Origin of the sequence: Bradyrhizobium sp. Gha (genome assembly GCF_900113735.1) — a bacterium.
GTDB lineage: Bacteria > Pseudomonadota > Alphaproteobacteria > Rhizobiales > Xanthobacteraceae > Bradyrhizobium.
On sequence record NZ_FOQM01000003.1, the window covers coordinates 179903 to 191462 of the forward strand.

General features: G+C 64.7%; 10 protein-coding genes. 7 read left to right on the plus strand and 3 right to left on the minus strand.

The genetic code is table 11. From position 1 onward, the window contains the following. Positions 1 to 13 precede the first annotated feature (13 nt). Together BM222_RS06490 and BM222_RS06495 are read left to right on the plus strand one after the other, a co-directional pair. Positions 14 to 391, plus strand: coding sequence for a hypothetical protein (locus tag BM222_RS06490; protein ID WP_143105904.1), 378 nt, complete (start codon positions 14 to 16; stop codon positions 389 to 391). A gap of 127 nt (positions 392 to 518) precedes the next feature. Further along, entirely contained in the window at positions 519 to 1976 is a 1458-nt protein-coding gene (locus BM222_RS06495; protein WP_177243042.1) for a cell wall hydrolase, read from the plus strand. Positions 1977 to 1983: 7 nt separating this feature from the next. On the opposite strand, the gene nadC is transcribed toward BM222_RS06495, so the two are convergent. From nadC to nadA, 3 genes are read right to left on the minus strand one after another with little or no spacing between them, the layout of a single operon-like run. Further along, positions 1984 to 2862, minus strand: a complete 879-nt coding sequence (gene nadC, locus BM222_RS06500; protein ID WP_092227744.1) for a carboxylating nicotinate-nucleotide diphosphorylase — start codon at positions 2860 to 2862, stop codon at positions 1984 to 1986. An 11-nt stretch (positions 2863 to 2873) separates the two neighbouring features. After that, positions 2874 to 4481, minus strand: a complete 1608-nt coding sequence (locus tag BM222_RS06505; protein WP_092227460.1) for an L-aspartate oxidase — start codon at positions 4479 to 4481, stop codon at positions 2874 to 2876. Positions 4482 to 4489: 8 nt separating this feature from the next. Then, a complete protein-coding gene (gene nadA / locus BM222_RS06510) occupies positions 4490 to 5593 on the minus strand; it encodes a quinolinate synthase NadA (protein ID WP_092227461.1) in 1104 nt (367 codons plus the stop codon). A gap of 333 nt (positions 5594 to 5926) precedes the next feature. Here nadA and BM222_RS06515 point away from each other — a divergent pair, with 333 nt between their 5' ends. The 5 genes from BM222_RS06515 to BM222_RS06535 all read left to right on the plus strand — a co-directional run bounded on the left by BM222_RS06515 (position 5927) and on the right by BM222_RS06535 (position 11279). After that, the gene (locus BM222_RS06515; protein WP_092227462.1) at positions 5927 to 7177 is read left to right on the plus strand and encodes an MFS transporter; all 1251 of its coding nucleotides are present in this window, start codon (positions 5927 to 5929) and stop codon (positions 7175 to 7177) included. Between the two features lie 41 nt (positions 7178 to 7218). Further along, positions 7219 to 8205, plus strand: coding sequence for an acrylyl-CoA reductase (NADPH) (gene acuI, locus BM222_RS06520; protein WP_092227463.1), 987 nt, complete (start codon positions 7219 to 7221; stop codon positions 8203 to 8205). A 112-nt stretch (positions 8206 to 8317) separates the two neighbouring features. Then, a complete protein-coding gene (locus tag BM222_RS06525; RefSeq protein WP_092227464.1) occupies positions 8318 to 8932 on the plus strand; it encodes a hypothetical protein in 615 nt (204 codons plus the stop codon). Between the two features lie 166 nt (positions 8933 to 9098). After that, the gene (locus tag BM222_RS06530; protein WP_092227465.1) at positions 9099 to 9350 is read left to right on the plus strand and encodes a DUF6894 family protein; all 252 of its coding nucleotides are present in this window, start codon (positions 9099 to 9101) and stop codon (positions 9348 to 9350) included. Positions 9351 to 9542: 192 nt separating this feature from the next. Next, positions 9543 to 11279: a methyl-accepting chemotaxis protein gene (locus BM222_RS06535; RefSeq protein ID WP_092227466.1), complete on the plus strand. Its 1737-nt coding sequence runs from the start codon at positions 9543 to 9545 to the stop codon at positions 11277 to 11279. Positions 11280 to 11560: the final 281 nt, after the last annotated feature.

The window sequence follows — 11560 nt, forward strand, 5'->3', positions numbered from 1 at the left end:
ACGAACTGAGGCAGTGATTGCGAAGAGGCGGAGCCAAGCTCCGCCTCTTTTTGTTTTGGGCGATGCTCTCGCCTTCACTCAAAGCGAGCGCCACACGCGCGCTGTCATCGCCCGGCTTGACCGGGCGATCCAGCACTCCGAGGCACCAGCAATTGAGCCGAAAAGCCTCGGCTTACTGGATGCCCCGCTTTCGCGGCGCATGACGCCAATCATGTTGGAAGCGCCGCGCAAACAACGGAACTCATCACGCGTCCCGTATCGATACGGCGCGCAAGACCTGGTCAGCAAGAGTTCCTTCACCATTCGCGTTGACCAGATGTTTACCGCTTCAGATGACGCGGCCTTTACCAACGTGCAGCATCGTCCGCTGAAAACACCTGACATTGCTTGAGTGTGCCTGCCGCGCAACGCCGATTAACGCCCCGGCAACCTAAATTAGATACTTACGACAAAGATCGAATTGCACGGATGTACTGGGTTCGGTCGGAAACTGGCGTAAGCGTAGCGTGAGCGTAACGATGTTAGTGTTGCGTAACCATCCGAAGGGCGCGCGGTTCGCGTCCTTCGGAATCGGTCTCTTCATCTTCGCCTTGATGCCGCGAGAGACCGGCTATCAGGACATAGGCTCCCTGCTGGCGCGTCAGCCCGGCGTTGCCGAGCGCTGGCAGAAGCAGGTGTTCTCCGCGGCCTCGTCGATTCAGCTTGCGACTTACAGCTTCTCGCGTCCGATCGGCACGTCCATTCCGCAGAGCGCGATGGTTCGCCTGGCGAGCCTCGATGGCCGCGACGTCACCGGCACGATCTCCCGCGGCAATCCCGCGCTCCAGGCCCCGACGCGCTATCAGGCCTCCGATTTCCCCAAGGTCGAGCGGGCGCTCAAGGGCGACCGTCTCGCCACCGTGACGCCTGCGCCGCCGCCCGAGACGTCCGCGCCCTCCGCGACGCCAGCGCAGCAGGATCCCGCCACGTCTAACAGCTCCGTCTTCGGTGCCAAGACGGCCCAGCGAGCAGTCGAGCAGCCACAGGCAATGTCGCCGGAGTCCGCGGCGGCACTCGATCCCGAACTTCAGGAGGCGCTGCGCGCGCCGCCTTTGACGCAATATGCCAATCCGAAGGCCGACGAGAATGCGCTGTCCTTCGCGGCACAGCCGCTCAACGCGCTGAAGCCGGCGACGGTCGCCCCGCCGCGCGATCCCTTCAGTGTGAAGACCTCGAATCTGTTCTTCGGCAGCTCCTCGCTCGGCGGCGCCGTCGAGAGCATCGAGAGCTGGCAGCCCGGTGCCGAGCCGCTGATCGTGATGCCCGACCCCGACATGAAGCTGGCCTCGCTGTCGCCGCCGACCGACGACGTCGGAAACGCGACCGAGAGCGGCGAGAGCGTCGCGCCGAAAGGCGAGGTCAACGCCGACAACCAGCGCTCCAAATCGCCGGCCGAGCGGCTGGCGCTGGACGGCAAGTCACGGGCCAAGTCTGAAAAGTGTCTCGCTGAAGCCGTCTATTTCGAATCCCGCGGCGAGGCCGTGCGCGGCCAGATCGCGGTCGCGCAAGTGGTGATGAACCGCGTCTTCTCCGGCAAATACCCTGATACGGTGTGCGGCGTGGTCTATCAGAACAAATACCGCCATTTCGCCTGCCAGTTCACGTTCGCCTGCGACAACAATCCCGACGTGATCCGCGAGCCCGAGATGTGGGATCGTGCGAAGAAGATCTCCAAGGCGATGCTCGATGGCCAGATCTGGTTGCCCGAGGTCGGCAAGTCGACGCACTACCATGCCTATTGGGTGCGTCCGTCCTGGGTCGCCGAGATGAAGAAGATGTACAAGACAGGCGTACACACCTTCTACCGTCCGCGCGCCTGGGGTAACGGCGAGGAGGAGCCGAGCTGGGGCACGCCGGCGCAGACCGCCGCACTCTCGGCCGAGCTCGCGCAGGAAGCGAAGAGCTCCGCCGAGATGGGCGTGACCGAGCGGCGCTGAGCGCGCCTCAGGTCTCGATATCCAGCGCGCAGTCGAAGTTCGGCGCGGAATGCGTCAGCGCGCCTGAGGAGGCGTAGTCGACGCCGGTTGCCGCGATCGCCGCAATCGAGTCCAGCGTAACGCCGCCGGACGCTTCGAGTGTGAGGCGGCCTTCCGTGATCCTGACGGCCTCGCGCAGCGTCGCGAGGTCCATGTTGTCGAGCAGTACCGCCGCGGCAAGGCCAGTCGCCAGTACCTCGCGCAGCTGCGCGAGCGTGTCGACCTCGATCTCGATCTTGACGAGGTGCCCCGCATGAGCGCGGGCGCGCTCCAGCACGGGCCGGATGCCACCGGCGACGGCGATGTGATTGTCCTTGATCAGGATCGCATCATCGAGGCCGAAACGGTGGTTGAAGCCGCCGCCGCACCGCACCGCGTATTTCTCCAGCGCCCGCAATCCCGGCGTGGTCTTTCGCGTGCAGCAGATGCGCATCTTGGTGCCCTCGGTGCGCGCGACGTAGTCGTCGGTGAGCGTGGCGATGCCCGAGAGGCGGCCGACGAAGTTCAGCGCGGTGCGTTCCGCGGTGAGGATGGCACGAGCCGGGCCCGAGATCGTCAGCACCTGCTGGCCGCGGACGAGCCTCGCGGCATCGCGGACATGGGCGCGTATCTCGATATCCGGCGAGAGCTTTTGTAGCGTCGCCAGCGCCAGCGGCAACCCGGCGATGATCCCGGATTGGCGCGCGACGAGGATCGCTTGCGCCTTTGTTGCTTCCGGGATCGTCGCGAGTGAAGTGATGTCACCGGCGCGGCCGAGATCTTCGTCGAGCGCGCGATGCACGGCGCCATCGATGGCGAGCGGAGAGAGGAAGGCGTCGGGATAGAGCAGGGAGGTCGGGGTGATCATGGCAAACTCCGTCATGCGATCATGGATTGCGCGAGGCGCGGGGTTGAAGGATCGGCGAGCCCGTCCGCGATCGCGCGCGCCGCAGCGAGGGTGGTCATGGTTCTCTGCGCCAATGCGGGAACATCCGCCGGATGATCCGAGCGGAAATGCGCCCCGCGGCTCTCGCGGCGGCTCCAGGCCGCGGTCGCGACGAGCAGGGCCGCTGTCGCCATGTTGCGGACGGCGACGCTGTTGGCCGAGTGTTCCAGCGCGGCCATGCTGCGCACAGCTTCCGCAAGCCCATCACCGTCGCGGATCACGCCGACATTCGCGCTCATCATCGTGCGCAGGCGTTTCACCGCGGCTGCATCCGGTGCACCGCCGCGCGGTGTCAGCAGCGCCTCCGGCAGGCGGCTCGGCGAGGGCATCGTGTGGCCGGCGATGTCGTCGGCGATACGTGCGGCATAGACCACGGCTTCCAGCAGCGAATTGGACGCAAGCCGGTTGGCGCCATGCGCACCGGTTGAGGCGACTTCGCCGCCGGCCCACAACCCGTCGATCGAGCTGCGGCCGCGTGCGTCCACCGCGATGCCGCCCATGTGATAGTGCACGGCCGGCGCGATCGGGATGGCCTCGATCGCGGGATCGATGCCCGCGGCGATGCAGCTTGCATGCACGGTCGGGAACTTTTCGGCGAAGTGCATGCCCAAGGCCTGCCGCGCATCGAGGAAGGCGCCGCGCCCGGCCGCGATCTCGGCGAACACGCCGCGGGCCACGATGTCGCGCGGCGCGAGCTCGGCGAGCGGATGCTGCGCCGCCATGAAGCGCTCGCCATTGCCATTGATCAGCGTGGCGCCTTCGCCGCGCAGCGCCTCGGTCGCAAGTGGTGCTGGATCACGGCCAACCATGATGGCGGTCGGGTGAAACTGCACGAATTCGGTATCGGCGATCACGGCGCCTGCGCGTGCCGCAATCGCAAGACCCGATCCGCTGGCCTGCGCTGGATTGGTGGTGACGGCGTAGAGATGGCCGATGCCGCCGGTTGCGAGCACGACGGCGCGCGAGGCGATCATGATGGGCATTGCTGCACAGCTACCGGCCTCGCGCAATTGAAGGCCGGTGACCGCGCCGTCCTCGGTGAGCAGCGCTTCGGCGACAAACCCTTCGATCAGGCGGATCGACGGGGTGCGGCGCGCCGCCTCGCTCAGCGCCGCGATGATCGCCGCGCCGGCGGCGTCGCCGCGGACGTGAACGATCCGCCGCGCGGAATGCGCCGCTTCCCGGCCCACGGCCAGCCGTCCCTCGAGATCGCGGTCGAACGGCACGCCGTAAGCGAGCAGATCGTGAATCCGCGAGCCCGCCTCGCGGGCGATCCCGAGCGCGATCGCTTCGTCGACGATGCCTCCGCCGACCGCAATCGTATCCGCGGCATGCGCTTCGGGACCGTCGCCTTCGGCCACGGCAGCCGCGATGCCGCCTTGCGCCCATGCGGATGACGCCCCTTGTCCGAGCGGCGCCGCCGCGATCAGCGTCACCGGTCGCGGCGCCAGCTTCAGCGCGCAGAACAATCCTGCGAGCCCACCGCCGACGATGACGACCTCATCGACGGAGCGGGTGAGGTTGTGGATGTTGTATGTCATGTCACGCCTCAATTGTTCAAATTGATCATCCGCTCGACCGATCGCCGCGCGCGCGCCGCAAGCGACGGATCGATCGTGACTTCCTCGCCCAGCGTCAGCAGGCTCTCGAGAATGTTGGCGAGGGTGATGCGCCTCATGTGCGGGCAGAGATTGCAGGGCCGCAGCATCTCGACCTCGGGCAACTCGGCGCGGACATTGTCGGCCATCGAGCACTCCGTGATCATCACCAGGCGTCGCGGGCGCCGCTCCCGCACCCAGCTGATCATGTGCGCGGTCGAGCCGGTGAAGTCGGCCTCCGCCAGCACGTCGGGCGGGCATTCGGGATGCGCGATGATCTGCACGGAGGGATCGGCCTCGCGAAACGCGCGCAGCTCGTCGCCGGTAAAGCGCTCGTGCACCTCGCAGGCGCCCTTCCAGGCGATGATTTTCACATCGGTCTTCGAGGCGACATAGGTCGCAAGATAACGGTCGGGCAGGAAGATCACGCTTGGTGCGTTCAGGCTCTCCACCACCTGCACCGCGTTGGACGAGGTGCAGCAGATGTCGACTTCGGCTTTCACCTCCGCCGACGTGTTGACATAGGCAACCACGGGCACGCCGGGAAATCTTTCACGCAGCAGGCGCACGTCGGCGCCGGTGATGCTGGCGGCGAGCGAGCAGCCGGCGCGTGAATCCGGGATCAGCACGGTCTTGTCGGGATTGAGCAGCTTTGACGTCTCCGCCATGAAGTGCACGCCGCACTGGACGATGACATCCGCCTTCACCTTGGTGGCCTCGACGGCGAGCTGGAGGGAATCGCCACCGATGTCGGCGACGCCATGAAAAATCTCCGGCGCCTGGTAGTTGTGGGCGAGGATCACCGCGTTGCGCGCGCGCTTCAGCTGATTGATCGCGTGAATCGCCGGCGCGATCAGGGGCCACTCGATCGGCGGGATGACATGCTCGAGGCGCTCATAGATCGGCGCGGTCGCACGCTCGACCTCGGCGGTCCATTCCAGCGACGGCCGCGGCAGCGCAGGGCCAGTTTGCGCCGCCGCTGATGGGGTGGAGGTGGCCTGGCCCTGCGGCCGATTGGCAAAGTCGTCGGGACCGTAAATTCCAGCGATCGGCATCGAAGCCTCCCATGCAGATGACGTATATGCTCAATACGAGCATATATTGAGCCTAGAAATCCGGCCGAGAGGCCGGGCAGATTTCATCAGGACTCATTATGCTCAACCTGAGTAAATCCAAAATAACACGCCGCGGAGGGGAGCGCCAGGGGCTGTCGCACACATTCCCGTCAAGTCGCTACGCGCGTCAAAGCACACGATAAACGCAATGCTCCCGCAGCAGCCCCTCCTGGGATGCAATCATTTTTCATTTTGGATTTTCATGCATCTGCATTAAATGCCTGACTGCGGTCGCTGATCGGCGGACCCGCCAAGCGACCGATGAGGAGCACCATGTCGATCCAAACGGGCGAACTCACGCCCTCACGTTCCTCCAATTGGCGCACGCCGGCCGTCGTCATCCTCTGTGGCTGTGCGATCGGCATGCTGGGCTTCGGGCCGCGCTCGGCGCTGGGCTTCTTTGTGCAGCCGATGAGCCATGAATTCGCCTGGGGTCGCGACGTGTTCGGCCTCGCGATCGCCGTGCAGAATCTGTTGTGGGGATTGGGCCAACCCTTGGCCGGCGCGATCGCCGATCGCTTCGGCCTGTACCGCGTGATGTGCGTCGGTGCGCTGCTCTATGCCGGTGGTCTCTTGCTGATGCGTTATTCCTCGACGCCGCTGTCACTCAACATCGGTGCGGGCGTGATGATCGGCTTCGGTCTCGCGGGCTGCTCGTTCAACCTGGTGCTGTCGGCGTTCACCAAGCTGCTTCCGGCCGAGAAGCGCGGACTTGCGCTCGGGGCCGGCACTGCCGCGGGCTCGCTCGGCCAGTTCCTGTACGCGCCGATCGGCGTTGCCCTGATCGACAAATTCGGCTGGCAGCAAACTCTCACCGTGTTCGGCTTCCTGATGCTGTTGATCATCCCGCTGGCGCTGGCGATCTCGACGCCGCCGGTCGCAAACACGGCCAATGCGGCGCCTGCGGATGAGCAGACCATCAGCGGGGCACTCACGGAGGCGTTCGGCCATCGTTCCTACGTGCTGCTGGTGCTCGGCTTCTTCACCTGCGGCTTCCAGCTCGCCTTCATCACCGTGCATCTGCCTGCGTTCCTCGTCGACCGCGGCGTCTCGGCGCAAACCGGCGGCTGGGTGATCGCGGCGATCGGCCTGTTCAACATCATGGGCTCTCTGGGCGTCGGCTATCTCCAGAATAGCTTGCCGAAGCGCTACATCCTCTCGACGATCTACTTCATTCGTGCGCTCGCGACGCTCGCATTCATCTCGTTCCCGATCACGCCGTTCTCGGCGATCGCGTTCGGCGCGGTGTCCGGGCTGACCTGGCTCTCGACGGTGCCCCCGACCTCGGCGCTGGTGGCGCTGATGTTCGGCACGCGCTGGCTTGCGACGCTCTACGGCTTCGCCTTCGTCAGCCATCAGGTCGGCGGCTTCCTCGGCGTCTGGCTAGGGGGCATCGTGTTCGAGCGATACGGTTCCTATACGCCGATCTGGTGGCTCTCGATCCTGTTCGGGGTGCTCTCGGCGCTGATCAATCTTCCGATCGTCGAAAAGCCGGTCGCACGAGCGGTTGCGCAGCCTGCCTGATCGGCTAAACATCCCGGTCAAACAAGTCAGGGAGTTCAGCCGTGGCCAATTTCAAGGCGATCCGGATCGACAAGGCCGACAAGGGCACCACCGCGCAGCTGACGCAGTTCGACGAAGCCGAACTGATGGACGGCGACGTCACCGTCCGCGTGGAATGGTCGACGCTGAACTACAAGGACGGCCTTGCGCTGACAGGCAAGGCGCCGGTGGTGCGCCGCTTCCCGATGATCGCCGGCATCGATTTCGCCGGCACCGTCGAAGCCTCTTCCCATCCGCAATGGAAGGCGGGCGACAAGGTCGTCTGCACCGGCTGGGGCATGGGCGAAACCCATCTCGGCGCCTATGCCGAGAAGGCGCGGGTGAAGGGCGACTGGCTGGTCGCACTGCCGCAGGGCCTGTCGGCACGGGATGCGATGGCGATCGGCACCGCGGGCTTCACCGCGATGCTCGCCGTGCTGGCGCTGGAGAAGCACGGCGTCTCGCCGAAAAGCGGCCCGGTCGTCGTGACGGGCGCGGCCGGCGGCGTCGGCTCGGTCGCGACCGCCGTGCTGTCGAAGCTCGGCTACCATGTCATCGCTTCGACCGGCCGCGCCTCGGAGACCGATTACCTGAAGAGCCTGGGTGCCGCCGAAATCATCAACCGCAATGAACTGTCGGGGCCGGCAAAGCCACTGGGCAAGGAGCGTTGGGCGGCTGGTATCGATAGCGTCGGCTCGACCACGCTCGCGAATCTGCTGTCGATGACAAGCTATGGTGGCGCCATTGCCGCCTGCGGTCTGGCGGCCGGTATGGACCTGCCGTCTTCGGTCGCACCCTTCATTTTGCGTGGGGTGTGCCTTCTCGGCATCGATTCCGTCATGTGCCCGCTTCCGCCGCGAAAAGCCGCCTGGCAGCGCCTCGCTTCCGATCTGGATCGGCCAAAACTATCTGAAATAACTACAGAAATTGCGCTGGACCAGGTTCCGGAGTGGGGCGCTAAAATCCTCGCCGGCCAGGTCCGCGGTCGCATCGTGGTAAAAATTGTCTAACGGCGTTCAGACTTTACCAACCAAGCTGCTTCAATGTCGCCATGGTTGGTATGGTAAGCAGCGGGTAAAGAGATAAGGCATCGCCCGCTGCGGGGTTGGTTCGGAGTTGAGCATGCTTGCGCGTATTGTGTTGGGGGCTGTCACAGCAGTCGTGACGTTTGCGCCGGCCATCGCCTTGGCCGGCAGTATGAACGCGGATGAGGCACGCCGCTTCGTCGCCGGCAAGGTGTTCGCCTTCACCTGTTTCGACGGCACCCGCGGTGCGGGGCGTATCCTGGACGATCTCGGCGCCGCCGGCGCGGTGCAGTTCTCGGGTTCGGGCCCGGTCCGCCATCTGCGCCTGCCGGGCAACACCCTCCAGATCCGTGGCCAGAACGTCTGCGCCTCGATCAAGGGAATTCCGTTCGAGCCTTGTTTCAACCTGGAGAAGACCGACGAGCGCAGCTTCCGCGGCTCGGTCTCGGGCATGGGTTTCGCCTATTGCGACTTCCACCATCAGGGCGGCAACCAGATGCTGATGGCGCGCGCGGTTGCGCGGCCGCGCTCGCTCCGTGCGCCGGAGCAGACCGGTTCGGTCAACGCACCGAGCACCGAGGTCGCTGCGCGCGTCGAAACACCGCGGGTCGAGAGCAGCCGGATCGAGCCGGTGAAGTCGGAAGCGAAGCCCGAACCCAAATCCGGGTCGAGGAACGAAGGGCCGCTCGAGCTGCGACGCTCGACCGAGTGATATCTCGCGCGATACTTCGCGCGCAATTTACCTGCCTTTGACGAATGCATCGCACGCCAAGCCGCGGCGCCGTAATCATACGGCCTGCGGTTTTCATGCCTTGGTAGCGACTGACGCCCCAGCCTTGCGTACCGGCCGGAAAGCGGCCCTACGCAAGGCTTCAACGATGTCGCTGTACTTCTTCCGCATCAGCACCGGCCGCTATTCCGGCGCCGCCGATCAGCCGTACGAGTTCGAGGATCGCGCCGCGGCCTGGACCGAGATGACCGAGGTGTGTGCCAATCTGCTCGGCGGCATCGCACGCAACCTGAAGCCGAATGCGAAGTGGAGCATGGAGCTGCTCGACGAGAACAAGAAACCGGTCTTTCGCATCAGCCTGGACGGCGAGGCCGTCGGATGCAAAATAACCCCGCGCTGACTTCAGGTCGCAATTTACACCCATGACGAGATCAGGCTCCTTCAATTTCAATCATGTAGCGCAAAAAATCAGTATTTCTGCTGATCTCGCCATTAACCGTAGATGGAGCTCTGACCGATAGCCTTCCGGGTAAGGGCGATCAACGTCCAAGCGGTCGGCAATGACTGGCCGCTCGTCTCCTGGAAACGCGCCATGTTGAGCCTTGTCCGGAATTTGCAGATCGGAACCAAGCTTGCGATTGCCTCCGCGCTCGCCATTCTGCTGGTGGCATCGATGATCGCGAGCGAGAAGTTCGGCAACACCAGTTTGCGGCAGTCGAACCAGAATGTACTTGGGCAGCAGGAAATCGCGCGAGACGCCGTGGAGGCGAAGGTTGCCGTTCGCGGCATGCAGCTCGCCGTGCGCGATGTTCGTCTTGCCGGAGATGCGTCCGAACTGCAGAAGGCCGGCGACGCACTTGTCGAGCGGGAGAAGTCTGTCGCAGCAATTGCCGACGCGATGCTGAGATTGTCGCGCTCTGCCGAAAATCGCGCCCGCATCGAGAAGCTGAAGACGCGCGCTGCCGACTATGTCAAGGGCGCGCAACAAATTTCCGCTGTGCGCAGCGCAGCCTTTTCGCCCGGCTCGGCCGAGGGCGGAGCTCGGCTGGCGGAAATCAACGCCGAAGCGATTCGTCGGGCACGAGAAGTGACGCTGCCCATCGCCTCCGAACTTGATGCTCTGGCGAGCCAGATCGCAGAATTTGCCAAGCACAAATCTGAACTGGAATATGCCGAGGCGGAGCAGGAAATGGCAGCCGCGGAGCGCGTTGCCATGATGATCGGAGCCTGCACGATGTTCGTGCTCATCGGCAGCTGGCTCGTATCCTTCCTCACCATCGCGCGGCCCATCCGCGCGCTCACCATCGCTATGGACAAGCTCGCCGGCGGCGACTTTTCCGTCGTGCTGCCGGGCCTTGGCCGGAAGGACGAGGTCGGCGGCGTTGCAGCGGCCGTCGAGAAGTTCAAGATCGTCTCTGAGCAAAAGGCGCGCGAGGAAGCAGAAGCCAAGATCAGGCAGGATCAAGCCGCGGCCGCGCAGCGCAAGGCCGAGATGCACAAGCTTGCCGACAGCTTCGAATCTGCGATCGGCGAGATCGTCGAGACAGTCTCTTCAGCCGCGACGGAGCTCGAGGCTTCTGCCTCGACGCTGACCTCGACTGCCGAGCGCGGACAGGGGCTTGCCACAATGGTCGCTGCCGCCTCCGAAGAGGCGTCCACCAACGTCCAGTCGGTGGCCTCGGCGACCGAGGAGCTGTCGTCTTCGATCACCGAGATCAGCCGCCAGGTGCAGGAATCGGCGCGGGTTGCGAGCGAGGCGGTCGGCCAGGCGCGCAATACCACCGAGCGCGTCAGCGAATTGTCCAAGGCGGCAACGCGGATCGGCGACGTGGTCGAACTGATCAACACCATCGCTGGCCAGACCAATTTGCTGGCGCTCAACGCCACGATCGAGGCGGCACGCGCCGGCGAAGCCGGCCGCGGCTTTGCCGTCGTCGCCGCCGAAGTCAAGGCGCTGGCCGAGCAGACCGCGAAAGCGACCGGCGAGATCGGCCAACAGATCTCAGGCATTCAGACCGCGACCCAGGAATCGGTCGGGGCCATCAAGGACATCAGCGACACCATCGAAAAGCTGTCCGAGATTTCCTCGACCATCGCCGCGGCCGTGGAAGAGCAAGGCGCGGCGACGCAGGAAATCTCCCGCAACGTGCAGCAGGCTGCGCAAGGCACGCATCAGGTCTCGTCCAACATCGCTGACGTGCAGCGCGGGGCCGGGGAGACCGGATCGGCGTCGTCGCAAGTTCTCTCCGCCGCGCAGATGCTGTCTGGCGACAGCGATCGCCTCAAGCTCGAGGTCGGCAAGTTCCTGGACACCGTTCGGGCCGCCTGAACCCGGCCTGCCCGGCTTCCCGATCAACGACCGCCCTGGGCACGGCGGCCATTGGCCGTCCCTGGAGCAGCGGTGCGGCACCAGGGGATGTTCGCTGGATCGCAACCAATGTTGTGGAAGGAATAATGGCCATAATCGCACATCCGTCGTCCCACGTAGGCCTCTGTTAACGGCTGCTTGCAAGTATTGCGCAATCTTGCCGGATAAGAACCAGCCAGCATTGTTGGAATGACACGCCCTGCCGTCCGTCTTGACGGTCGTGGCGCAAGTGACGTGTGCGT

Excerpts from the sequence above, each read along its gene's own strand:
- BM222_RS06495 (WP_177243042.1), top strand. The coding sequence starts at position 519 with ATGTTAGTGTTGCGTAACCATCCGAAGGGCGCGCGGTTCGCGTCCTTC.
- nadC (WP_092227744.1), bottom strand. The coding sequence starts at position 2,862 with ATGATCACCCCGACCTCCCTGCTCTATCCCGACGCCTTCCTCTCTCCG.
- BM222_RS06505 (WP_092227460.1), bottom strand. The coding sequence starts at position 4,481 with ATGACATACAACATCCACAACCTCACCCGCTCCGTCGATGAGGTCGTC.
- nadA (WP_092227461.1), bottom strand. The coding sequence starts at position 5,593 with ATGCCGATCGCTGGAATTTACGGTCCCGACGACTTTGCCAATCGGCCG.
- BM222_RS06515 (WP_092227462.1), top strand. The coding sequence starts at position 5,927 with ATGTCGATCCAAACGGGCGAACTCACGCCCTCACGTTCCTCCAATTGG.
- BM222_RS06525 (WP_092227464.1), top strand. The coding sequence starts at position 8,318 with ATGCTTGCGCGTATTGTGTTGGGGGCTGTCACAGCAGTCGTGACGTTT.
- BM222_RS06530 (WP_092227465.1), top strand. The coding sequence starts at position 9,099 with ATGTCGCTGTACTTCTTCCGCATCAGCACCGGCCGCTATTCCGGCGCC.
- BM222_RS06535 (WP_092227466.1), top strand. The coding sequence starts at position 9,543 with ATGTTGAGCCTTGTCCGGAATTTGCAGATCGGAACCAAGCTTGCGATT.